The following is a 23,879-nucleotide window of genomic DNA, read 5'->3' on the forward strand; positions in this document are numbered from 1 at the left end:
GCTCGAAGCAATTGAGCCTTTCATCGGGAATATTAAAGAGTGCGTTGGAAGAAAGATGCGAGTTGGGATACTGCGTCATCGACGTATTCGGCAACATCATAAAGCGACATATGGTTTGCACCATCAATGGCATACAAGGTTTTATCTGAACTCGCTGCACGTTCTATCAGGTCATCACTCATCCATTTGCTGCCTGCGTCACTACCAACGACAGCAAGAATTGGCTGAGTTAGGAATGCTTCCGCTTTGTGGTACGCATCGTAAGTAATGATCTGGTTTAAGTTACGAGTTAGAGCAAAACCCGGCGCATTTGGATGTTCACAACGTGGTGTGTGGTAATACTCCCAAGCTTCGCGTAGCTCTGCATTTGAGGCATCTTCTTCACGCATCGGAGCTAGAGGAATAGTCGCGAATTCTGTACCATTCGTGTCGGTTGTGCGAGCATTCGAACCAAATTCTAAGTAACCAACAGCGTCAGCATCGTTAACCGAATTATCCCAACCATTACGGAACATTTGGCCAATGTTTACGGCACTAACCATACCCAGTGCTTTGATTCGACGATCATTGATCGCTGCATTTGCACTATAGCCCGCACCAGCACAAATCCCCATTGCGCCAATTTTATCGTTATCGACGTACTCTAACGTTGTCAGATAGTCGACGACTGCGCTCACGTCTTCAGTACTCGTGTAAGGGTTTTCCATTTGGCGAGGCTCACCTGTACTTTCACCTTGATACGAACGGTCAAACGCAATGGCAATTATGCCGCTTTTTGCAAGTTTACTCGCATATAGGCCTGCGGTTTGCTCTTTTACGCCACCACCTGGGTGTGAAACAACAACCGCCGCATATTGTTTACTTGCATCAAAATCTGTAGGGAAGTTGATAACCGCTGAAATCTCAATACCTTGACCATTGAGATTTTTGAAAGTGACTTTAGACATAGCGACATTCTCCATTAGAGGTTAACTGTTCATCTCAGGCTGACCTAAGCTTCGATGTAATATTAGTCAACACACTGTTTCGGATAAATATCGTTTTATCTACATGACTGTTTAGTTATACTTAACAAATGAGAATAGAACCTTCTTTAATTTCATCACTGACGTGGTTTGCACATATTGCTCGCCATCGCAGTTTCACTAAAGCAGCCTTAGAAATGGGGGTAACCCGTGCTGCCTTATCACAACACCTAAAAGCGTTAGAACAACAGCTACAAGTTCGGTTAATTAATCGAACCACCAGAAGTATGTCGTTGACTCAAGAAGGCCAACGTCTGCTTGATATTTTGCAACCTTCATTGATGAACATTGAGCAGGTCGTTAACGAATTGAACGACTCTCATCTTGAGCCTTCGGGATTAATCCGTATCAGTGTATCAAGAACCGCTGCTCGGCTGCTTATTGAGCCCTATCTAGGTGAGTTCCTCTCTCGTTATCCTAAAATACGCCTAGAGCTAATCATGGATGATGGGTTTTCTAACATCGTCGCAGAAGGCGTTGACGCTGGCATTCGCTTAGGATTAAGCTTAGATGAACATATGGTTGCGGTCCCTATTACTCCGCCGTTAACAACGGCAATAGTGGGCTCTCCTGAATACTTTAGGCAAAATGGACTACCTCAAACTCCTGAGGATTTAGAAGGTCACAATTGCCTTGCTTATCGTTTTACCTCTAGCGGAACAATTGATCATTGGTCGCTAACCTCTCCAGATGTTGCAAAGCGCACCCTCGTTTTCGAGCCTAAAGGCAATGCTATTTTTAATGATGACTATAGTATGTTACAAGCTGCAATACAGGGTGTGGGTTTAGTGAAGCATATTGATTTATGGGTGGAAAAGCACATAAATGAGGGAAGATTGACCCGAGTTCTGACACCTTGGTGCAAAGAGTTTCCTGGGTTTTATTTATATATACCTTCACGAGAGCATATGCCGAAAAAAATCCGCGTCTTGATGGATTTTTTAATCGAAAAGCGCGAAGCTCTGAAACTCAAAGAGTAATTACCAAATTGCTTTAAGTAAAAAAGCGAGCACGAGGCTCGCTTTTAACTTTCTGTTTTCGTTATATATTACAATAGCTCAACCGATTGTTTAGCTATCACAAATTCCTCGTTAGTAGGAATAACAAGAGCTTTGGCACCTAATAACTCAGATGTTGCAATAACACCTGCGTTACCAAATCTTGCATCTTCGTTACCTTTCTCATCTTCAACAAAACCTAACAGTTTTAGGTTTTTCAAGATTTCACGACGAATTGGTAGTGAGTTTTCACCAATACCACCAGTGAAGATGATGCCGTCTAATGAATCCAGAGCCGCTAGGTAGGAAGTAATGTATTTCGCAACGCGGTAAGTGAAGATCTCAAATGCCAACTTCGCACGTGAATTCCCCGCTTCCATTGCTTCTAGTACGCCACGAGCATCACTTGTCACACCAGATACACCTAAGAAACCTGACTTCTTGTTCATCATCTCGAACACTTCGTCTTTTTCCCAGCCTTTACGGAAAAGGAACTCGATAACACTTGGATCAAGGTCACCACAGCGAGTGCCCATCATTAGGCCAGCTAACGGCGTCAAACCCATACTTGTATCAACACATTCGCCATTTTTAACCGCACTCACTGATGCACCGTTACCTAAGTGCACAGTGATAAAGCTGCTTTCTTCAACCGGCTTATCTAGCATTTTCGCTGCTTCACGGCTTACGTAGTAGTGGCTTGTACCGTGAGCACCGTAACGACGCACTTTATGCTCTTCGTAAAGCTCGTAAGGAAGTGCGTACATAAAGGCTTTGGCTGGCATTGTTTGGTGGAAAGCAGTGTCAAATACAGCAAATTGAGGCAGTGAAGGGAACGCCGCCATTGCCGCTCTCATGCCTTCAGCGTTCGCTTTGTTATGAAGTGGTGCAAGTTCAGCAAGGCGCTCTACTTCTTGAATAACTGTTTCATCAACTTTCACAGTTCCTTTAAAGGTTTCACCGCCTGCGACAATGCGATGGCCTACAGCGACAAATTTTGAGCTCAAACCTAGAGTATCGAGTAGTTTTACCACTCGCTCAACAGCGTACTGATGATGGTTGCCACCAGCTGGAATTGCTTCAACGGTTTTTTCTCCCTGATATTTCCAACTGATTTCAGCTTCAGGTAGGCCAAAACACTCACCAATACCTGATACCAAAGCTTCACCGGTTTCAGAATCAATAACAGCAAATTTTAATGAAGAGCTACCAGAGTTGATCACCAGTACAAACGAATTAGACATGAAATAGTTATCCTGTTGTAGAGCAGAGGTTGTAATAGCGCTTGTGCGCTGCGTACTTCTTGTTTGTCCCTCTATTATTCAATAATTTTTTAATCTTTCAACAATCTTTTAGTAAAAGCGATTTGATTGAACAAATTTTGTTGATCTGTAGCAAGTTTTGATTTTATTTGAAGACTAAAAAATATCACTTGTTAAACATAATTTATGAATAGGTCAATTTGTACAAAGTCAGATATATAAGCTACGTTGTTTATTGGGTGAACAAAAATAACAAACCAATCAATAAATCGGGGTAATAATGTGCCCACTATTGCATTTCTATTAGTGATCTTAGGTTTGATTTTGCTCTGCTGGGGATGGCAGATGACAAAAAACATCTGCTCGAAAACTGACGTAACCGGGTGGACTTTCCTATTATTGTTAATCAGCTGTTTCATTTTTGCTTATGCCGTTTTTTTGCACGCTATCATGCAAAAACCTATTACTTCTCTCTTAGAAACGGGGGTTTCTCTTATACTTTTTGGCGGCAGTATCTTTGTCGTGCTGGTGATTAAGTGGAGCAACGATTCGATATTAAAGCTTCATACTGTTGCTGAAAGAGAGAAGCGCAATGCCGTCCATGACGCTCTTACTGGGCTCCCTTATCGTAAATACTACTTTGAGTCTATCGAAGACATGACACAACCTGAAGGCCAATGACTGATTCAAATTATGAGATAACCTCAAAAACGTCGAAAGATTGATAATACGTTTCAAGGTAAGCTGGTTAATTTCTTTTCACAGCAAGCCGCACTGAAGGCTCCCGCTCTATCGTTGAGAACACGATTGCGCTAGCACATGGATTAGGGTATTCGGTCGTAGCAGAAGGCGTTCAAGACATGGACACACTGCATTTTTTGAGAAGTCGAGGCTGTGACATCATTCAGGGTTACTTGTTCTGCCCTGCCCTTAGACGAAGTAATAAGTTGGGTAAACAAACACGATGAAAAGCAAAACCGTATTAGACGCGCATAAAAAAGCCGAGCGCTTTGCTCGGCTTTCAATTCTTTTTGTAGCAACTTAAACCGTCGCTTTAATCACTCGTGATTATGCGTCTGTACGACGGCCACGACCGTGACCACGTTCACCACGATGTGCACCACGGTGATCACCACCACGGTTGCGATCGAAACGACGTTCGCCACCTTCACGATTACCATCGCGGTTGCCGTCACGGTTACCACGGAAACCACCTTCGCGACGACCGCCTTCACGACGATCACCACCACGATTGCCGCCTTCGCGGTTGCCACGGTAACCACCGCCATCACGACGACCACCATCGCGACGACCACCGTCACGGCGACCACCACGAGACTCGCGGAAATCATCGAAGTCACATACTACAGCACCAACATCTTGTTGACGGATACGTAGTTTGCTTAGCTTGTTCGCCGCGTCTGAAGTCATTGCTTTAGGTAGCTGTACGAATGTGTGACCTTGAGCTAGTTTGATCGCACCGATAGAACCTTTACCTAGACCTAGTTCGTTTGCTAGAGCGCCAACGATGTCTTTAACTTGAACGCCTTGCTCACGACCAACTTGAAGCTGGTAAGTATCCCAGTCTTGGTTGTTGAAGTTACGACCGCCGTCGCGACCACCTTCACGGCGCTCTTTACGACGTTGCTTGTCACGCTCAATTGCTTCAACCATTGGGTCTTCGCCAATATAGAACAGAGGACGTTTGCCTTGCTGACGCTTAAGAAGCATAGCAGCAAGTGTTGCAGGGTCGATGTCTAGAGAAGTTTGTAGTTTCTCTACCAACTCAGCAAATTTGTCTAGTGCTTTGTGCTCTTTCTCTGCTTCAAGCTCAGCGCCTAGCTTAGCTAGACGAGCTTCAGCAACTTGGTCACGTAGAGGAAGTTGGATTTCTTCCATAGATGACTTAGTTACACGCTCGATAGTGCGAAGCATACGAATTTGGTTAGTGCGAACTAGAAGGATCGCTTTACCTTTACGTCCAGCACGGCCAGTACGACCGATACGGTGGATGTATGACTCAACATCAAATGGGATGTCGTAGTTAAATACGTGCGTAATACGTGGAACGTCAAGACCACGAGCTACAACATCAGTTGCAACTAGGATGTCAATAACACCTTGTTTGATGTGATCAACAGTACGTTCACGTAGAGACTGAGGAATGTCACCGTGCAGTGCAGCTGCTTTGAAGCCACGTGCAGATAGCCAGTCAGCCAGACGCTCAGTATCTTGACGAGTACGTACGAATACGATTGACGCGTCAGTTTCTTCAGTTTCAAGAAGACGAGACATTGCTTCATCTTTCTCTACACCTTTCACTACCCAGAACTGTTGTTGAACTTTGTCTACAGTGTGGTTTTTACCAGCAACGTCAACCGTTACAGGGTCACGAAGGAAACGTTCAACGATCTTCTTCAGCATTGGAGGCATAGTTGCAGAAAACAGAACGCGTTGTGCTGACTCTGGAGCGTGCTCCATGATCGCAGTTACGTCATCTACGAAACCCATGTTTAGCATTTCGTCTGCTTCATCAAGAACGAAAGTACTAACTTCGTCTAGGTGTAGACGTTCGCGATTGATAAGATCTTGAACACGGCCTGGAGTACCGACAACTACATGAGCGCCACTTTTAAGAGCACGCATTTGGTCGACAATAGATGCGCCACCGTAAATCTCTAGAACTTTCAAACCTTTGATGTTTTTACCAAGGTTTTTCATTTCCGCTGCAACCTGAATTGCCAGCTCACGAGTCGGAGCAAGTACAATCGCTTGCGGTTTGCGTTGGTTTAGATCGAGTTTGTTGAGAAGAGGCAGAGAGAACGCTGCTGTTTTACCTGTACCTGTTTGAGCTTTACCCAGCGCGTCAGCACCTTCCAATAGGTGTGGGATTGCCGCAGCCTGAATTGGAGTTGGTGACACGAAACCCATTCCGTCTAGAGCAGAAAGGATAGAATCATTCAGAGATAAATCACTGAATTGAATAACAGAATCTTGCATTGGGATCCTACTTAATTAAACAAAAAAACAGTCCCATATGCTCTTCCAATTCGATACTGATCCATCCAGATACTGATTCCATTCAGACGGGAACACAGCACAGTACACAACCGCGATAAGCCATTAGGGACGACTAAGGGAGGCGGATTATTCCTTAAAAGCATAAAAAAATCCAGAAAAAATTGAATTACATCACAATTTATTCTCAACAATGGTATTTTTAGCATATTTTTCCACCAACCCTACCATTCCCCGTAGATTCGCGTAACTCACAGATGAGAATTTCATCAATATTTAAGCCAATTTCTCGTGGTTAAATTGGCAAAATTCACGGCGAAATTACGCTCCACAGGTAGTAATAATAGCTCGCAATGATTATAGTGTGCCCAACTCCATAGGTAATTTAAGAAAAGATGTTTCAAGATAACCCACTACTCGCTCAGCTTAAGCAGCAAATCCAAGAAAACCTGCCTAAAAAAGAAGGCTCAATAAAAGCCACAGATAAAGGCTTTGGCTTTTTGGAAGTGGACAGTAAGACGAGCTTCTTCATCCCGCCTGCGTACATGAAAAAGTGCATGCACGGTGACAAAGTCATCGCCATTATCCGCACCGAAAATGAACGCGAAGTTGCAGAGCCACAAGAGCTGCTAGAACAAGCAGTGACTCGCTTTATTGGTCGAGTAAAAATGTTCAAAGGCAAGCTCAACGTAGCACCTGATCACCCACAGCTTAAAAAGCTATCTCTTAAAGCGAAACTAAAGAAAGGTCTAAAACCTGACGAGTTCGCCGAAGGTGATTGGGTTGTCGCACATCTTATTCGCCACCCTCTAAAAGGCGATAACTCTTTCTTCGTAGAAATTTCTGAAAAAATCACTGACGCGAATGATAAAATTGCGCCTTGGTGGGTAACGCTTGCTCAAAACGATCTACCAAACTCTGAGCCAGCAGGCATCGATAACTGGGAACTGAAAGACGACGCGGAGCTAGAACGCGTAGACATGACTCATGTTCCATTCGTCACTATCGACGGTGAATCGACTAAAGATATGGACGATGCGCTGTACGCGAAGAAAACCGTATCTGGCGATTTCGAACTCACCATCGCTATTGCGGACCCAACCGCTTACATCACACCTGAAGATGAAATGGATAAAGTAGCGCGTGAGCGTGGCTATACTATCTATCTTCCAGGACGCAACATCCCGATGCTACCTCGCGATTTAGCGGACAACCTATGTTCTCTGATTGAAGGTGAAACCCGCCCTGCTATTTGCTGTACCGTAACGGTAAGTAAAGATGGTGTGATTGGCGACGATATTAAATTCTTCGCGGCAAACATCAAATCACATGCACGCCTAGCATACGATCACGTGTCTGATTGGTTAGAAAACGGCAGCTCTGAAGCATGGACGCCATCTGAAGAGATCGCGACCATCGTTCGTGATCTTTATGAGTTCTCTCTTGCTCGCGCTGAATGGCGTGAGAAAAACGCAGTGGTCTTCCCTGATCGTCCTGACTACCGTTTTGAGCTCAGTGAAGATAACGATGTAATCGCTATCCACGCAGACATGCGCCGCAGTGCAAACCGTCTTGTTGAAGAATCCATGATTACCGCAAACATCTGTGCAGGTCGTACATTACGCGATAAATTTGAAACAGGTGTCTTCAATACGCATGCAGGTATCAAGAACGAGAAGATTGAAGAAGTGGTTCAACTTGTCAATCCAGAAGGCCAGTTGGAGTTCACAGCGGAGTCTATTGCTACGCTAGAAGGCTTTGCTGCGTTGCGCCGCTGGTTGGCAGCTCAAGAAACGTCTTATCTAGATAACCGCATTCGTAAGTTCCAAGCATACAGTGAGGTGGGTAATCAGCCTCTGCCTCATTACGCAATGGGTTTAGACATCTATGCAACTTGGACATCACCAATTCGTAAATACGGTGATATGATCAACCACCGTATGTTGAAGGCCGTCATCCTTGGTAAAGAACCCGTACAAAAACCAGATGACCAAGTAGGCGAAGAGCTAGCTCTACATCGTAAACATCATAAAATCGCTGAGCGAAATGTCTCAGATTGGCTATATGCACGCACGCTTGCTGATGAGCCGAGTAAGAAAACTTGTTTCACAGGTGAGATTTTCGATATTAATCGTGCAGGCGCACGTGTCCGACTTCTCGAAAATGGCGCAGCAGCCTTTATTCCTGGTGCACTAATTCTTGATAATAAAGAAAGAATTGAGTGCAATGGCGACAACGGTACCATCTCTATCGATAAAGAGATCGTATACAAACTTGGGGATACATTGGAAATTGTCCTTACGGACGTAAACCAAGAAAACCGCAGTTTAGTTGCAAAGCCAACCCAGGTATTCGCTGAACAACCAGCAGCACAAACAGAACAGACTGTAAGTGAGTAATACCGAATGAAGTTAAAAGGCGCTCTATTGAGCGCCTTTTTTATTTGTTATGTAAAACGATAAGAAAGAGTATGCCGAACATTGAGATCATTCGCTTTAATCACTTCACTGCGCGCAAAAGTGAGCGTTACACTGCAACACATAATGGGTTATATATTGTTGAAGAAGGTGCCCTATTAGTTCATCAACCTAATGGCGAGCAATTTGAACTTAAAGCCGGAGATTTCACACTCTATAACTCCGCAGATCTGAGCAGTGCAGAAGCCGTCTCTAGTGACGGAGGCTTTAAAGCACTGGCTTTAGTCTTCAATCCAAATATATTCTGTGACTTTAAGAAAGCGCACCCGATGCTACGTTCCAAAACGGAAGAAAGGCGCTTCTATCCTTTTTCAACGCAATCCAGTAGCGAAGTAGCACAATTGAAGGACATGTTGGTTAAGTTAGCGAGTCGCAATGCTCCAGACTACACACAAAGCCATATCGCAATGGCATTGCTGTCGTTGATGGTTGAGGTAGAGCCAAACATCCTATCTATCATAGATGATGCAAGTAGCCTGAGCGACTCTCAAAAAGCCATTAAGTACATTGAGGGTAATATTGAAAAAGACATCACGCTAGAAGGCTTAGCGGCTCATATGAGCATGTCCATCGCAACCTTAAAACGTCGCCTCGCCGCAGATGATCTTTCGTTTTCTCAGATATTAAAGGTGAAACGGATAAACTTCGCAGCAACCCAACTGCGCAAGTCAGAAAAATCAATAACAGAAATAGCGTTTGAGTCTGGCTTTAAAAGTGCAGCGCATTTCAGTACAGCATTTAAATCCGTTTACAACATGACCCCCAAAGACTTTAGAAACCAAGTTGTTAGGCCTAAAGTATAAATCATGTCGGCATTCGCATCCGTTGGGCTCGCCCTATTCCCAAAAACACGCTTGAGGATCGCGCTCCAACTCGTTGAGTAAGTCCTCAAGCATTCGGCTAAATGGAAGTGGCTTATAAGGCACCCACCTTAACAGCTCGTTGTGATATGTGGGAACATAGAAATACCAAAGTTGGTTTTCCTCATCAAACATGATCTTCGCGACGGGAGAAGTATACTCGCTATGCTGGGAGTCGAGGAGAAAATGCGCCCGATGAAGCTCAACGCCATTTTCTACTAGCTCATAGAGGCACTTGCCCTGTTCGACAGGCAAGTTAGCATTACGCGCAGAGCAGAGCGATTGAACTGATTTGTATAAACGACTTGTCGCCATTTGGGACACTGACATCAACGTTCTCCCGATGGATGATAGTTAGAGCTGTCGATCCTAGTATATAACCTTTACATCATCACCGATGGTAGTTATCTACCTAACTCAAGTATAAGATAGCTATATTATCATTTGCCCAGATTATCATCTCAGTCCACTTGGAAACGCTAGCTCCATCACCTCTTGACTAGAAACAATTCCCCTGTTTAGCGCTAACAGTTCACAAAAGTGTAACCTGAACGCAATATCATAAACTCTGCTTTATCCCGTATATGGAGTTTAATATGTTACGTTTTACTGTGGCGACGTTATTGGCCATAGCAGTCTCCCTCCCTACCATTGCAAAAGAAATCAACATCTCGGGTTCAACGTCGGTTGCTCGTGTGATGGATGTACTTGCTGAGGAATACAACAAAACACACCCAGACGATTACGTTGCTGTTCAGGGCATTGGTTCGAGTGCTGGTATCACCATGGTCAATAAAGGAGTAGCCGAAATAGGCATGAGCTCTCGCTATCTGACTGAAAGCGAAAAAGGTGAAGATCTCAATGTATACCCTATCGCTTATGATGGCCTCGCTGTTGTTGTAAACCGTACCAACTCTGTAGAAAACCTTTCTCAGCAACAGCTGTTTGATATTTACAAAGGTAAGATTAAGAATTGGAAAGAGGTCGGGGGCGCAGATCAGCCTATCGCGGTGGTTACTAGAGAAGCGTCTTCAGGTTCACGTTACAGCTTCGAAAGCTTGCTGGGACTGACCAAAATCGTTAATGATCGCCTTGTCTCGGATATCAGCCCAAACAACTTGGTTGTAAACAGCAACAGCATGGTAAAAACCATTGTTAACCATAACACTCGCGCCATTGGTTTTATCTCTGTAGGGTCAGTAGATCGCTCGATCAAGGCGATTCAGTTAGATGGTATTGACCCAACCTCGACAAACATTAGCAATCATAAGTACAAGTTGGCGCGACCATTCCTAGTGCTATACAAAGTAGATAAGATTAGCGATGCAGGTAAAGGTTTTATCGCTTTCCTTCGTTCAGAGCAGGGACAAAAAGCGATTGCAGATTACGGTTATACGCCAGTAAAAAACTTTAATCAGTAAAAATGAAAAAGAGAGCACCCTGATGCTCTCTTTTACTATGTCGTGTTCTATCCGGTTTCGGAATTAGAAATGCAGTTGAATTACAGAGACCACAACCGCACCAGGTCGACGAATACCTTCAATTTCCACTTTAATTTCGCGCTCAATCTCCAAACCTTTTTTGATTGGCGTTACTTTTGTTAACGTGCTGACTGCACGAACATTATTGCCTGCTTTGACAGGGTAAGGGAAACGGACTTGGTTTAAACCCAAGTTAACTACCATTTTAGCTGTTGGGAACATTGGCTTGTCTGGATCGACTGAATCCGTCAGTTTAGGCAGCAATGCTAATGTTAAAAAGCCATGAGCGATAGTTGTCTTAAATGGAGATTCAGTTGAAGCACGCTCTGGATCGGTATGAATCCATTGCATGTCTTCCGTTACCGCACCAAATTGGTTAATACGTTCTTGAGACACATGAACCCAATCACCAGTGTGAATAACTTCGCCAATTTTTTCACTTAACTCGTCATAAAGCTTTTGAGCCTCAGGTGCCATTACGATCGGTGCAGGTTGAGGTGCAACTTCTTCGTTGACGGCTGGCTGCTGGTGATCACGAACTTTTGAGAAAAGAAAGCTATTTTGAGCTTTCCCCAAAAAGTCACTCCAATAATCGCGTAACGTTGGAGACATCCAATTCATAAACTCGGATTGATGAGCAGAAATCGCATCAACTTTGTCTTTAAATAGATTTGTGACCTTCATAAACACCCTTAAGAATTCTAAGCACAACTGGCTATACCAGTTAATTTTGAATTAGTTCACAAAGTCTTGCAAATACTTTCGGGCGAACACATGTACCCTAAAAGCATGTTATGTCTTATATATCAGCAAGATAACAATAAAACACCATTTTATTGACGTGCGCCAATATAAAGTAAAAACTCTATAAATTGGTACTTTTTGTCCCTTTTTCACTCCGTTTTCAAACTGTCCAACATCACATCAGTGATCATAAAACAAGCAAACAGTACTTCTATTATAATTCAGCACTTTACAAGTCGGACTATGCTCCTTATTATACCGCCCAAAACGGAGAGATGGCTGAGTGGTTGAAAGCACCGGTCTTGAAAACCGGCATACGTTAATAGCGTATCTAGGGTTCAAATCCCTATCTCTCCGCCACTTATTTAGAGAGCTCGCATTTATTGCGAGCTTTCGTCGTTTTAGCTCTTAAAAAACGAGATTTAGAAATCCTCGCTCGTAAACGAATCCGGCACTTCACTATATTCCAGTTAAAAGCCCGCTAATGTTTAGCGGGCTTTTAACTTCGATTTTCTAAAGTTTAAGCAAACTTCTTAATCATTTCAGACAGGTCATTGGTGCAATTTTGCACTTTGGTGTTCATATGATTCGTTTCAGTCATCAGTTCATACGATTCACTGTACTTTAAATTAAGCGACTGGATGTTTTCATTTATTTCATCCGTTACATAAACCTGCTCTTCTATCGCGACCGCAATTTGTTGGTTTCGTTCGACAACGTCTTGAACAAGGGATTCCAGTTGTTGAATGCTATCCAAAGCAGTACCTAACAATGTTACCGTTCCGGTCGACATTTCGTTACCTTTCTCTAACGCAGAAACCGCTGATTTGCTCCCATTTTGAATCCCTTCAATGGCCGATTTAATCTCTGTTGTCGATTCCTGAGTTCTTTTAGCTAAGGTTCTCACTTCATCTGCTACAACGGCAAACCCTCTGCCTTGTTCGCCTGCCCTCGCGGCTTCAATTGCAGCGTTCAACGCTAATAAATTAGTTTGTTCGGCAATACCGTTGATGACTTCAACAACGGTTCCAATTTGCTCGGTTTGTTGGTTCAAACGTATGACCACTTTAGATATTTCGCCGAGCTCATCAACCAACTCTAAAACCGATTGGTTAACATTATCGATAACGCTACGGCTGTCTATCATCGTATTTTGCGCTTCTAACGTAGCCTCGGCGGTCGCTTGAGCATTATTTGATATCTCAGATGAAGAGGCTTGCATCTCGTTGACCGCTGTTGCGACCGAGTCAATCTCCACTTTCTGTGCGCTTAAGTTCTCCGTCACTTGCTGGCTATTTGTCGCAGCACTGTTAGCACTTGCGCGCGTTTCTTCGCAAGAGTCTTTTACAGACACGCCAACGCGCCCCAGTAGCGCATTGGCAAATTGCTTACGCATCTTCATACCCAGCTCAATCTCAGCCAGATCGTTGATTCTTCCGCAATAAATATATTCCATGAGTGGATTGTTGAAGTCTTGCCTAGCCTGTTTAGCGAGCTTCTCAACTGGTCTGGTTAATACATAAATAGAGAAAACGGAAAGTAACGCAACAACGCCAAACGCTATCACTGGTGATTGATTCATTTGTAGAATGAGTAAGCCAAGAAGGTTTGAAATTAAAAGGAAGAAGGCCGATCTCATCCACAAACGTGTACGAGGAAGATACATTTTCCACGGCTTACGATTATTTCGAAGCTTCGAATACGCTTTTTCCGCTCGCTGGATGTGTATACGCTCAGGTTTAAATCTCACTGATTGGTATTCCACAACTTCACCATTAGATTTTATAGGAGAAGCAAACGCGTCAACCCAATAATAGCCGCCGTTTTTACGTCGATTTTTGACCATTCCCATCCAGTGTTTGCCAGTTTTCAGGTGAGTCCATAAATCTTTAAAAGCCTGTTTTGGCATATCAGGATGACGCACAACATTGTGGGGTTTACCGATAAGCTCCCCTTCATCAAACCCCGCTACTTCATTAAAGTTTTCACTGGCATATTTGATGTAACTGGAGGTATCGGTAATGGAAACTAGGCTGTAACTCGAAGGGTAATCGTATTCCGTTTCACTCATAAACATGTGTCCTTACATTGATTAATTAACAAACGGCAAATATGAATTTATCAGCATAACATTTACATGCATAATGATAGATTGATTCAAAAATAAAACAAAATTATTGACAAGCTTACTTGTTACTTAATGACTCTAGTCGCATTTTTATCCTCTAACACAAGGCTTCGTTGATATGCACAAGACTGAGCACTGTTCAAAATTAATACACAAAAGCGCTTCCGTACTGAGTTCGTAAATTGTTATAAGTAATCCACTAAAACGAAAACAAGGAAGACAAACACAATGACTATTCACTTTCGTCAGCTTGCAGCTAAGAGAAACACGACACACTTGTTTATTGACGATTGGAAAATTAACACTCAGCAGTCTTGGGGGATATTCAGCGCGGATGGAGATATTGGCTCTCTGCTTGGAGACCTTATTTGTGATGAAATGTCACCAAATAGTGGGGAAATTGAGCTAAATGGGCTATCCGTTGCGCAAGTGTCGTTATCAGAGCAACAGCGATTACTGGAAAGAGAATTAGAAAAAGATGATACGGATTTTCTTGATCGTATCGACCAAGGAAGCACTGTTTATTCATTAATCCTAGAACAGAGCCAAGACACTAACTTAACTGAACAGCTAGTTAATGATCTCGACCTAAGTCATCTTAGAGATAGTGGCTTCCGTGTTCTCTCTACCGGAGAAACCAGAAGAGTAATGCTCGCCCGAGCTTTAGCCACACAACCTGACTTAGTATTACTCGATAATCCATTTACTGGCTTAGATATTGCGCACCGAGCTGCTCTCGCTCGCTATTTACACTCGCTTTCTCAAAATGTGCAACTACTCATAACCTTCTCTCGCGAATCTGACATGCCTGAGTGGATCAATAGCATCGCGCTTTTCAGTGCAGGAAAGCTTGATAGTACAATGGATAAGTCCAGTTGGGATAATCATCCAATCATTGGACAAATTAAATCTCAGTCAGAACAACAGAGTGAAGAAATGATGAGCTTGATACGTCAGCATCAGCACTCGACACCATTCAACAACCCAATATTTGAACTAAAGAATGGGGCTGTTGAATATACCGATAAGAAGATTTTTACTGGCTTGAACTGGCGCATAGACAAGGGCCAACATTGGCAGGTCAAAGGTCCAAATGGTTGTGGAAAGAGTACCTTACTTGGATTGATCTTTGGCGATCATCCGCAATGCTACAGCAATGACATTGATATTTTTGGTAAAAAGCGTGGTACTGGCGAGACAATCTGGGAAATTAAGCAGCATATCGGTATGGTGTCTTCAGCGCTACACCTCCAATATCGAGTCAATTGCAGCGCATTAGAAGTCATTTTGTCAGGATTTTACGATTCGATTGGGTTGTATAACCAGCCAACTCGCAAAGAGATGAATATTGCAAACGAGTGGCTCGATATCTTACATATGAGCCAGTACAAAAAAACCTCATTCAAGCAATTAGAGTACGGTCAGCAGCGACTATTACTGATTGCAAGAGCCATCGTGAAACAACCCACATTATTGATTTTGGACGAGCCGTATCAAGGGTTAGATTTTTTGGGTAGACGGTTAGTTAAGAACACACTTGAGCTCATCGCTAGAGAGAATTTAAGCCAACTATTGTATGTGTCTCACTACCAAGAAGACCGCTTAGATAGCATCAAAAATGAGTTAGAGTTTGTGTTTGATGAAAATGCTCAGTGTTATAGAGCTAACGTCTACCAATCATAATGACTTCGCTGCGCAAGCTGCTCATAAGGTAATGGTTTGGAGTACAGGTATCCCTGATGATATCTCACTCCCATCTTCTTTAAGTGTTCAGCTTGCGCTATGGTTTCCACGCCTTCAGCGATCAATTGTACTTGTAATTCTTCCGCGAAGTGAACCATCGCTTTTAAGACAGAAGCACTAAGGCTAGGAATACCAATAGTTTCGACAAAGCACTTATCGATTTTTAAGTAATCTATGCGCATGTGCTGTAGAAATGCTAACGAGGTTTGGCCAGTTCCAAAATCATCGATCAGCACATCAATACCATGCACTCGCAGCGCTGCAATGCATTTTCTCGCCTCTGAATCAATGAGCTGACGCTCCGTTATCTCTACCCCTAATGAGACTTTGTTTCGGCTCAACTGTCTGTCGAGCAATTGAATTTTTCTGATCGCGTTTGGTCCGACTAAATAACCAGGCGGCACGTTAATACCAAGGTGGACAGGCTGATCAAAGCCTAATTTACTGAAGTCCTCTGCCGCTTTATCCAGAACGAAATCAGTAAGTAAAAAAACCAATCCACTTTGCTCTGCCGCAGGGACAAACTCATCCGGAGAAATGAACCCCTTACTTTGATGCTCCCATCGCACTAGCGCTTCAAACCCGAATAACTGGCCGGTATCAACGTTAACTTGCGGTTGGTAATACAGGGTCAACTCTCCTCTTTTTATCGCTCTTTTAAGATCCAGTATCAAATTGCGATGGGGATCAATAAACTTATTCAACGCATACAAGCAAAGGTAGATAACGAAAATAATTGGAATTGAGTACAAAAAATAGGAAAGTGTTCTCTGTTTGACGAAAAGATCGCTGGCTTCGCTCAAAGCTTCATACTCAAACATTTGCGACGATTTGATACCGATAGGATTACTTCCCGCTCTTAATGCTCCTTCAGGTGAAACTTGATCATGGATAAACAGCGCAGAGCGTTTTAGGCGTAAATCGTTGTTAAACCCTATTGTTGCATTAAAGTAGTCATGATCGATAATCGTTACGGCTTGATAACCCCGCTCTCCCTCCGTTACCACAAGCAAGAACTGATCGTACAAGCTATCAACACTACCAAACGCTAGCGTTTGTCCCTTAGGAAAGGTGATGTGCTCAGCTAACGGTTTAGAGATACTTCCCAATTTCGAAGAACAAGTAATGACTCCCTCTTTCACAATGAGCATTTCTTCAATATCTCGTTCAAACATTAAGCTTTGCTGGAGCTCTTCACATCGTTCAGGGTGTAGCAACGCCGTGCGGTTTTCTGTCTCTATTTGGAATAAAATTTCATCTGCAATTTGCACATTTTTTTCTAATAAATGATTGAGATTGTTTTGCACGCTTTCACGAGCTAAATACAAAACCTCTCCAATAACCAAGGGAATAGGCAGAAGAAAAATGATGGCTTTTTTAAAAATCGCCTTATTCAGCATATAAAAGTAACCTTTTATAAAACCGATTTACTGAGATGGTACCTCGATTCCGATACCCGCTAGCAACTCACGTTTTTTAACATTATTTGTTTGGATTAACTCAGTATGCGAAACGCTGAGTAATACCGCAAACTAAACAATGTCTTATTCACTCCTGTTCCAATTTAGTATCAAGCGCCTCAAACCTGAGACTTTAATTCGACACCATGTTATGTCTATCGGTACTTGCGAAAGTCTTTACCTGTCTGTTTCTCATCATGTAAGAATTACCCATTAAAATTATTTTTCTTTTCTCAGTGATTAAGAATTATATTTGTCGTAACTCCTACAACACGTTACAACACTCTCATGACGACAAACAAAGCTAATGCTAACCAGGTAAACGAAAAATCACTGCAGTTGTTAATGCAAGTTGCAGTTAGTCCGTTCCCAGTTTCTGCGAAAACGCTAAGCGAGCAATTGAACGTTCCTTTAAGCAGCCTTTACCGACACTTAAAACTGCTTAAAGAGTGGAACTTGATCGAAGAAAGCGTTCACGACAAGACATTTGTCGTTGGTCCGGCGGCATTATTACTCATGCACAGCTATGAGACCGCGCAACATGGGCTCGACATGGTCGAAACCATACTGGCTAGGTTGGTACAACAAACCGGGGAAATGGCCGCTTATATGGTACCAGCGGGTTATCGTGCGCTTTGTGTCAGACAGAAAGAAAGTATGCAGGCGCTGCGTTGCAGCTTCGTCCAGGGTCAAAGTCAACCTCTGCTGCGCGGTGCCTCATCTAAAGTGATGCTTGCTTTTATGCCTCAAAGTCGATGCGAGAAAATCTTGAGATATTTTAATCAAGATCACCGACGTGACGAGTGGGAAAAAGAGCTCACAACCATCCGTAAACACGGATATGCCGTCAGTACTTCTGAGATTGACCCTGGTGTGTCAGGTATTAGCGCACCGGTAATGAAAGGAAGCAAACTGATTGGCGCAGTCTCGGTGATGGCTCCGGCCCACCGAGTCGAAAAGGATAAGCAGCGCATTATTTTACATGTACTGCAAGCGGCAAGGGCACTACCACCAGAAAGGTAATTCATCATGTTAAGCTTTTTCAAACGCTATAAACTCCACCACACCGTGAAACAGCCGCAGCATTACCCTTTTTCTTTTATGACAGTGTGTGAGTATTTGCCACCCATGTCTAAGGGCGCGTTTGAATTAGCTGATCAAAGTTTGGAAAATGCTAGCGATTGGCTATACCAACAGCATGATCATGAAACCGCTGAAAACTTTGGTCACTTCAACCACGACAAGCTGGAAAATGGCGAGTTTCAGGAAGCATTAAGCCTTTCGCTTTCTCGCCACTCAATTCCTGTTTTAGTCACTAACTGTACCGAGGCAATCTTGTCCATGTTACCTGTGGTCGTATCCTATCGAGACGAAGTGGGTGTCGTAAATATCGGGCATAACATGAACTTGAAGCCGACACTTGAGCCACGCTTAGGCTCTGCATTCCATTTTGCTCTTTCTCGCTATCAAAACGTACGATTGTTTTTTGCTGGCGTCAGTGAGCAAGAGACGAAGCAGGAAACGTGGGAATACGCGGAAGATCAAGGTTGTGATTGGGTGACCGAGAAAGAGTTTTCTTTTCGTCATCGCAATAACGTTAAGCAACAGATCGGCAATTACCTAGACCACTGCGACCAAATAATCATTAGCATCGACCTTGGATCTCTAAAAACCAAAAACAGCCTTGATGGCGCGTCAGAAATTGATATCCAAATGGTTCTACGCACGATTAGGCAATGTTTGGTTGCAGGTAAAGTGCGAGCAATTCAGCTCGTTGGCGATCGAGATTGTCTGGTGTATTCGAGACAAACGAAAGCCATACTAGAAGAGTTATATCAGATGGCCCCACTCATCGTTCACGCTGCCTAGCGTTATAAACATTCAGAATCAGGATCGCGTCCTTCCTGATTCTGAACCAACATGCTTACTCATTATCCTTAACTAACAAATAGTTACACATATAAAGCGACACACATCACACTTACCTCTTGAACTAACCTGACACTTACGTTGTAATAAGGCCGCTAAACTTTGGTATGACATACGAAATAAAAATTAACCAAAGTTCAATAACTAAGCGGCTTCAAAACAAAAAAGTACCGCAGCTATTCCAATTTCAGTGAGCATTTGCTCACGCTCGCTTGATGCCATCTTGTTCCACTCATTAGGACATTTGATGATGCGTCTTTGCAGTATTTTCACTGCGGTTCTTTTTTTACCGCTAACCTCACACGCCACCACTTATGACGTAAAAGATCTATCTGAGTTAGGTCAACTTTGTTCACACAAGAGTTTTAGTATCGAAAGCGATGGCACGACTTATCGCTGTACAGGGAAACTAGTCCTACCCGCTGGTGATAAAATTGTCTCCTCATTACCGGAAAAAGAGATAACGTTAAAAGCAGATTATGGCATTGTGTTAGAGGGGAATAATACGATTGGTGAACCCAATAAACGTATCTCTCTACACGCCCTCGCTACCGGATTAACAGTTAACAATGAGAAAGCATCAAACCTCGACGATTACCAAAACAAACACACTGTCATCTATGGTGATCTTCTATCGGCTTACCCAACAAAGCTTCATAACATTCTCATAGACGGGAATATTAAGCTAACAGGTTCGACACTTCACATTGATGGAACGTACAACACCATTATTGGTGATATTTCGACACACAGCACGACCAATGTATTTAATACAAACATCTGTGGTAAGGTCGAATCACAAGGCGAAACACTACACCTAAAAACAAACCATCCTTTACAAGACCATTTTGTCGTCGGTGATGTTTCTGCGCACAACTCTCTGATTATAAAAGATATGTCGATCTATGGTACAGCTGAATCTGTAGGATCGTCAGCTACATTAAGTGGCTCATTCTATAGTTCCACCGCAGCAATTAAATACTTCCACACATTGAACTTCAACAACGCTCCAAATCAGCCTAGTCAAGTTTGTGGTGAAATCCAACAAGCGCCAGGAAGTGCACAAACGAAAGCACAAGACAACACATACACGCAATACTGTGGATTGGACCAGGCTGATTGTCACTACTCTTCCCAAATCTGTCCAATCACCCCTCAAGATGTTCCGAATTGCAGCATGCAGCCTCCATCGGAGAACGACTTAAACCTCAGCGTCACACCATCGGACGACATGGCACTGATGTGCGGCGACGATCTTCCGCAATTTACAGCAACAACAACCAATAATGGAGAAGTTGTAAGCGCAGAAGTCAGTGCTGTCCTATCACACCCTGACTTGTTCACTTTAGAGGTGGTTAAAGGTCAGCAGACATTAGGAGCCAACCAATTTATATCTGACGAGAATGGTGAACTTGTTGTTCGAGTGGTTCCGAATAATATTGATACGATCTCGTTAGATACCAACTACACACTAACTTTCACTATGGCGAAAGACACGAGCAAGCATCAAACTGTTCGCTTTATGTTTACGCCATTTATGTTTGAGGCCTACTCAAAGACGAAAAGCGCAACTTTAAATGAAATACGCGTTATTGCAGGTAAACCAGAAAACGTGCATACGCGATTGCTTGCTTGTGCCTCTACCGGCGAACCTGTAGTGGCAAGCAACTACAATGGTACGCCTAAGATTTTTCATCCATTGGTTCAACCATTAGGAGGAAGTGAAGGAAACTTTAGCTATTCAGCGGAATTTAAAGACGGCTTGTCTGAACATGGTCTTATCACGAACGAGTCCGGCATATTTGAAGTGACATTGTCCGATCATTTTGAATGTGAGGGATTTGAAGAATGTCCAGAAGAAGGCAAAGTGGAAGTGAAAGGGACATTTAATGTGCACTCGCGACCATGGACACTCGCTATTTGTGACAACCAACGTGCTTTGCCTTCTGGCACCTCTGAACAAGGAGAAGGGTTTCTTGCTGCCGGAGAACTTTTCTCTCTAACGGTGAAACCAATCATTTGGCAACCTGACGGCTCTGTAAGTGGGTCTGTTGAATCAGCACGCTATTGTGATGCTTCTATCACCCGTAATTTTACGCTTGATGACGCTCCAGCAGCATCGGTTGTCTTGTCGAGTGAGCAACATACGCCATCAGAGACAGCGAACCAAACCTCAAAATTGCTAAAAAGTAGTGACTCACTGGCTCAGGCGCATAATTCAGCCAAGAATGATCAATTCGTCTTTAATGGATTATATTGGGAAGAAGTCGGGAGCTTGAGAGTAAAAGCAAACCTAGAAAGTAAATATCTAGGTATGACTGTGAACGAAGGCTATCGTTACGTTGGTCGTTTTTACCCAAAATATTTTCAAGTGCAAGACCAAGAATGGCACTACCCACATGGCCAAACTTTTGCTTACATGAATCAACCTTTTGAGAAAGTCACTTACGATGTTGTCGCACTCAATGCGAATAAGGAAAACGTGAAGAATTACGTCCACTTTTCGTCTAACCTTCAACAACATTTCGATTTAGGCGAGCTAAGCTCATACTCCGATCGGTTTTTGCCGCCTAAGCCTAAGAAGGTAGACTGGAAACTACTGGGTAGCGCGAGTGTTGGAACGTTTGTTATAGAGAAGCCCTCGACCAATGCGACTTGTAACAATAGCCCATGCTGGAAAAAGAACACGACAGATAAGCAATATCCTGATGGCCCATTTAATAAAGGGACTAACAGTGACAGCAGCAAAATAGGTATAGTCACGACTAAAGCCGTTGATGAGGTAAACTTCTTCGACGATAGCGAAGTACTCACAAAACAACCAGACATTCGATTCGGTCGTTTGAACTTTCAAGATGTAGGTGGCAACCAAGGCATGGTGATCAAAGTGCCACTTGCTGTAGAAACTTGGCAAAACGGTCGATTTATGACTAACTTCGATGACAGCTCAACAACGGCGAATGGTGAATATTACTTCAGCACGCCAATTTGGTCGAATGCGCCTGCAAACAACGCCATGCTTTCTGGAGTTGGGACAATGCATGTTGGCAGGATGACCGATATCGTTGCAAGACAAATTGACTCAGCACGCGAGCAAATACAATTCCATCTGGATTTAGACGGCTCAGGTAATCGCATCTCTTGGCTGAAATACGATTGGGATAACACGACAAGTGAAGAGGAAAATCCACCTGTTACAGTTACGTTTGGTATTCACCGAGGAAACGATCGCATTATTTATCGTGGTGAGCCAAATATGCTTGGCCTAAATTAACGCGAAACGACAAAACAAAAAAAGCCCCTATATTGAGGGGCTCTTTTCATCTAAAACGGATGTAATTTACTTTGCGCCACGACGCGCTTTCAGGCGCTTCACCATAGCAAGACGACGCTCTGCCGACCCTTGGTCTGTTGCCGACTGGTTCGGATTATTACGACGACCTTGACGATTCTTGAATGCTGGTTTTGAGTGCAGCTTTTCAATGTAAGATTCACGCTGTTTTGGTTCATAGCCAGCAAGCTCAATACGGCGAATTCGCTGCTGGATCAGATTTTCAACCTGAACAACCGTGAGTTCTTCATCTCGATTTACAAATGAAACGGCATGACCTTGTTTACCTGCACGGCCTGTACGACCAATTCGGTGAACGTAATCTTCCGCTAGGAAAGGCATGTCATAGTTCACAACGTGAGGTAAATCTTCAATATCTAGACCTCGAGCAGCGACATCGGTAGCCACCATGACACGTGCTTTACCGGACTTGAACTCTTCTAACGCACGACGACGAGCACTTTGAGCACGGTCACCATGACAAACCACCGCTTTGATACCATCAAGTTTCAACTCTTTTACAACGTCGTTTGCGGTCTCTTTGTAGTTCACAAATACCAACACTTGTTTCCAGTTCTTACGACCAATCAGCTCCGAAAGCAGTTCCGTTTTTCGCTCTTGATCAACTGGATATAACACGTGAGCAACTGTCTGTGCTGTCGTATTCGCTCGCTCAACTTCAATACGCTTAGGCTTACGCAGGATATCTTTTGCTAACAGATTTAGTTGGCTCGAAGTCGTTGCAGAAAACATCATAATTTGCGGATCAGTATCCACATCTAGCATGATCTTACGTACTGCGTGAATAAAGCCCATGTCCAAGATACGGTCTGCTTCATCAAACACTAAAAACTCTAAGTGTGCGACCGAGACATTACCTTGTTCAATGTGCTCTTCCAATCGACCAGGTGTAGCCACTAGGATATCTACACCGTTTTCTAATGCCGTTACTTGAGAAGACATTTTACGGCCACCGAAAATCGCAGCCACCGACAGGTTCGTGTACTTCGTGTAAGCTTTGATGTTGTCAGCAATTTGTTCAGCAAGCTCACGAGTTGGAGCCAAGATAAGTGCGCGAGCAGTCTTACGAGAAGCGCTACGGTTACTGTCTAGCAACTGCTGAATCATAGGCAGAGAAAACGCAGCCGTTTTACCAGTACCTGTTTGTGCTGTAGCGAAAATATCATGGCCTTTGCGAGCCATTGGAATCGCCTTCTGTTGAATTGGCGTTAACTTTTCATAACCGCATTCTGCCAGTGCTTTAACCACTTCTGGCGCAAAACCTTGAGATGAAAATGACATTGAGCGTATTCCTTAAACAAACCACTAAAAATAGCTTTAAAAATTTAGCCGTGCACTATACCCGAATTTGAGTGATTTATCTCACTTTTCTCATTGAAATCCTACAAAAGAAAAAACGGTG

General features: G+C 43.3%; 17 protein-coding genes, 1 tRNA gene and 1 pseudogene. 11 read left to right on the forward strand and 8 right to left on the reverse strand.

Going from position 1 to position 23,879, the window contains the following annotated elements:
- Positions 1-32: 32 nt before the first annotated feature.
- The gene (locus R7Z50_RS09635; RefSeq protein WP_017821078.1) at positions 33-947 is read right to left on the reverse strand and encodes an alpha/beta hydrolase; all 915 of its coding nucleotides are present in this window, start codon (positions 945-947) and stop codon (positions 33-35) included.
- Positions 948-1,075: 128 nt separating this feature from the next.
- On the opposite strand from R7Z50_RS09635, the gene R7Z50_RS09640 reads away from it, so the two are divergent.
- The gene (locus tag R7Z50_RS09640; RefSeq protein ID WP_047104466.1) at positions 1,076-2,005 is read left to right on the forward strand and encodes a LysR family transcriptional regulator; all 930 of its coding nucleotides are present in this window, start codon (positions 1,076-1,078) and stop codon (positions 2,003-2,005) included.
- A 68-nt stretch (positions 2,006-2,073) separates the two neighbouring features.
- Here the strand turns inward: R7Z50_RS09640 and R7Z50_RS09645 are convergent, their stop codons facing one another.
- Positions 2,074-3,267, reverse strand: a complete 1,194-nt coding sequence (locus R7Z50_RS09645; RefSeq protein WP_005375697.1) for an acetate/propionate family kinase — start codon at positions 3,265-3,267, stop codon at positions 2,074-2,076.
- A 468-nt stretch (positions 3,268-3,735) separates the two neighbouring features.
- On the opposite strand from R7Z50_RS09645, the gene R7Z50_RS31575 reads away from it, so the two are divergent.
- Both R7Z50_RS31575 and R7Z50_RS31580 read left to right on the forward strand, forming a co-directional pair.
- Positions 3,736-3,966 (forward strand): hypothetical protein, encoded by a 231-nt coding sequence (locus R7Z50_RS31575; protein WP_224721257.1) that lies wholly within the window; start codon positions 3,736-3,738, stop codon positions 3,964-3,966.
- Positions 3,967-4,037: 71 nt separating this feature from the next.
- Positions 4,038-4,281 (forward strand): annotated as a pseudogene (locus tag R7Z50_RS31580) (EAL domain-containing protein); the annotation flags it as partial.
- Between the two features lie 72 nt (positions 4,282-4,353).
- Here the strand turns inward: R7Z50_RS31580 and R7Z50_RS09655 are convergent.
- Positions 4,354-6,285 carry a DEAD/DEAH box helicase gene (locus R7Z50_RS09655; protein WP_005375680.1) on the reverse strand — a complete coding sequence of 644 codons (1,932 nt, stop codon included), beginning with the start codon at positions 6,283-6,285 and terminating at the stop codon, positions 4,354-4,356.
- Between the two features lie 413 nt (positions 6,286-6,698).
- Here R7Z50_RS09655 and rnb point away from each other — a divergent pair, with 413 nt between their 5' ends.
- Positions 6,699-8,702, forward strand: a complete 2,004-nt coding sequence (gene rnb / locus R7Z50_RS09660) for an exoribonuclease II (protein WP_171344110.1) — start codon at positions 6,699-6,701, stop codon at positions 8,700-8,702.
- A 71-nt stretch (positions 8,703-8,773) separates the two neighbouring features.
- Entirely contained in the window at positions 8,774-9,583 is an 810-nt protein-coding gene (locus tag R7Z50_RS09665; RefSeq protein ID WP_017635750.1) for a helix-turn-helix transcriptional regulator, read from the forward strand.
- Between the two features lie 33 nt (positions 9,584-9,616).
- Here the strand turns inward: R7Z50_RS09665 and R7Z50_RS09670 are convergent, their stop codons facing one another.
- Complete coding sequence (locus R7Z50_RS09670) at positions 9,617-9,970, reverse strand: DUF3024 domain-containing protein (RefSeq protein WP_017821084.1); 354 nt, start codon at positions 9,968-9,970, stop codon at positions 9,617-9,619.
- A gap of 266 nt (positions 9,971-10,236) precedes the next feature.
- On the opposite strand from R7Z50_RS09670, the gene R7Z50_RS09675 reads away from it, so the two are divergent.
- Positions 10,237-11,061 carry a phosphate ABC transporter substrate-binding protein gene (locus R7Z50_RS09675; RefSeq protein WP_017635752.1) on the forward strand — a complete coding sequence of 275 codons (825 nt, stop codon included), beginning with the start codon at positions 10,237-10,239 and terminating at the stop codon, positions 11,059-11,061.
- Between the two features lie 63 nt (positions 11,062-11,124).
- Here R7Z50_RS09675 and R7Z50_RS09680 read toward each other — a convergent pair whose 3' ends face one another.
- Positions 11,125-11,805, reverse strand: coding sequence for a MaoC family dehydratase (locus R7Z50_RS09680; protein ID WP_005375670.1), 681 nt, complete (start codon positions 11,803-11,805; stop codon positions 11,125-11,127).
- A 329-nt stretch (positions 11,806-12,134) separates the two neighbouring features.
- On the opposite strand from R7Z50_RS09680, the gene R7Z50_RS09685 reads away from it, so the two are divergent.
- Positions 12,135-12,225 (forward strand) — tRNA-Ser (locus tag R7Z50_RS09685).
- Between the two features lie 160 nt (positions 12,226-12,385).
- Here R7Z50_RS09685 and R7Z50_RS09690 read toward each other — a convergent pair.
- Positions 12,386-13,936 (reverse strand): PAS domain-containing methyl-accepting chemotaxis protein, encoded by a 1,551-nt coding sequence (locus R7Z50_RS09690; protein WP_198556859.1) that lies wholly within the window; start codon positions 13,934-13,936, stop codon positions 12,386-12,388.
- A 285-nt stretch (positions 13,937-14,221) separates the two neighbouring features.
- Between R7Z50_RS09690 and modF the strand changes: the two genes are divergently transcribed.
- Entirely contained in the window at positions 14,222-15,676 is a 1,455-nt protein-coding gene (modF, locus tag R7Z50_RS09695; protein ID WP_053350645.1) for a molybdate ABC transporter ATP-binding protein ModF, read from the forward strand.
- On the opposite strand, the gene R7Z50_RS09700 is transcribed toward modF, so the two are convergent.
- Complete coding sequence (locus R7Z50_RS09700) at positions 15,664-17,136, reverse strand: EAL domain-containing protein (RefSeq protein WP_005375659.1); 1,473 nt, start codon at positions 17,134-17,136, stop codon at positions 15,664-15,666. The two genes, modF and R7Z50_RS09700, sit on opposite strands and share 13 nt — an antisense overlap.
- Before the next feature lie 348 nt (positions 17,137-17,484).
- Here R7Z50_RS09700 and R7Z50_RS09705 point away from each other — a divergent pair, with 348 nt between their 5' ends.
- The 3 genes from R7Z50_RS09705 (at position 17,485) to R7Z50_RS09715 (ending at position 22,399) form a co-directional block, all read left to right on the forward strand.
- Positions 17,485-18,219, forward strand: a complete 735-nt coding sequence (locus R7Z50_RS09705; RefSeq protein ID WP_005386192.1) for an IclR family transcriptional regulator — start codon at positions 17,485-17,487, stop codon at positions 18,217-18,219.
- A 6-nt stretch (positions 18,220-18,225) separates the two neighbouring features.
- Complete coding sequence (locus R7Z50_RS09710; RefSeq protein WP_033907142.1) at positions 18,226-19,065, forward strand: arginase; 840 nt, start codon at positions 18,226-18,228, stop codon at positions 19,063-19,065.
- Positions 19,066-19,372: 307 nt separating this feature from the next.
- Positions 19,373-22,399: a polymer-forming cytoskeletal protein gene (locus tag R7Z50_RS09715; RefSeq protein WP_267923209.1), complete on the forward strand. Its 3,027-nt coding sequence runs from the start codon at positions 19,373-19,375 to the stop codon at positions 22,397-22,399.
- Positions 22,400-22,465: 66 nt separating this feature from the next.
- Here R7Z50_RS09715 and R7Z50_RS09720 read toward each other — a convergent pair whose 3' ends face one another.
- Complete coding sequence (locus tag R7Z50_RS09720) at positions 22,466-23,758, reverse strand: DEAD/DEAH box helicase (protein ID WP_025768979.1); 1,293 nt, start codon at positions 23,756-23,758, stop codon at positions 22,466-22,468.
- Positions 23,759-23,879: the final 121 nt, after the last annotated feature.

The organism is Vibrio sp. 1249-1 (genome assembly GCF_033340495.1).

Coding starts and splice junctions, on each gene's coding strand:
- R7Z50_RS09635 (WP_017821078.1), bottom strand. CDS start 947: ATGTCTAAAGTCACTTTCAAAAATCTCAATGGTCAAGGTATTGAGATT.
- R7Z50_RS09665 (WP_017635750.1), top strand. CDS start 8,774: ATGCCGAACATTGAGATCATTCGCTTTAATCACTTCACTGCGCGCAAA.
- R7Z50_RS09710 (WP_033907142.1), top strand. CDS start 18,226: ATGTTAAGCTTTTTCAAACGCTATAAACTCCACCACACCGTGAAACAG.
- modF (WP_053350645.1), top strand. CDS start 14,222: ATGACTATTCACTTTCGTCAGCTTGCAGCTAAGAGAAACACGACACAC.
- R7Z50_RS09720 (WP_025768979.1), bottom strand. CDS start 23,758: ATGTCATTTTCATCTCAAGGTTTTGCGCCAGAAGTGGTTAAAGCACTG.
- R7Z50_RS09670 (WP_017821084.1), bottom strand. CDS start 9,970: ATGTCAGTGTCCCAAATGGCGACAAGTCGTTTATACAAATCAGTTCAA.
- R7Z50_RS09640 (WP_047104466.1), top strand. CDS start 1,076: ATGAGAATAGAACCTTCTTTAATTTCATCACTGACGTGGTTTGCACAT.
- R7Z50_RS09680 (WP_005375670.1), bottom strand. CDS start 11,805: ATGAAGGTCACAAATCTATTTAAAGACAAAGTTGATGCGATTTCTGCT.
- R7Z50_RS09700 (WP_005375659.1), bottom strand. CDS start 17,136: ATGCTGAATAAGGCGATTTTTAAAAAAGCCATCATTTTTCTTCTGCCT.
- rnb (WP_171344110.1), top strand. CDS start 6,699: ATGTTTCAAGATAACCCACTACTCGCTCAGCTTAAGCAGCAAATCCAA.
- R7Z50_RS09690 (WP_198556859.1), bottom strand. CDS start 13,936: ATGAGTGAAACGGAATACGATTACCCTTCGAGTTACAGCCTAGTTTCC.
- R7Z50_RS09675 (WP_017635752.1), top strand. CDS start 10,237: ATGTTACGTTTTACTGTGGCGACGTTATTGGCCATAGCAGTCTCCCTC.
- R7Z50_RS31575 (WP_224721257.1), top strand. CDS start 3,736: ATGCAAAAACCTATTACTTCTCTCTTAGAAACGGGGGTTTCTCTTATA.
- R7Z50_RS09645 (WP_005375697.1), bottom strand. CDS start 3,267: ATGTCTAATTCGTTTGTACTGGTGATCAACTCTGGTAGCTCTTCATTA.
- R7Z50_RS09705 (WP_005386192.1), top strand. CDS start 17,485: ATGACGACAAACAAAGCTAATGCTAACCAGGTAAACGAAAAATCACTG.
- R7Z50_RS09715 (WP_267923209.1), top strand. CDS start 19,373: ATGATGCGTCTTTGCAGTATTTTCACTGCGGTTCTTTTTTTACCGCTA.
- R7Z50_RS09655 (WP_005375680.1), bottom strand. CDS start 6,285: ATGCAAGATTCTGTTATTCAATTCAGTGATTTATCTCTGAATGATTCT.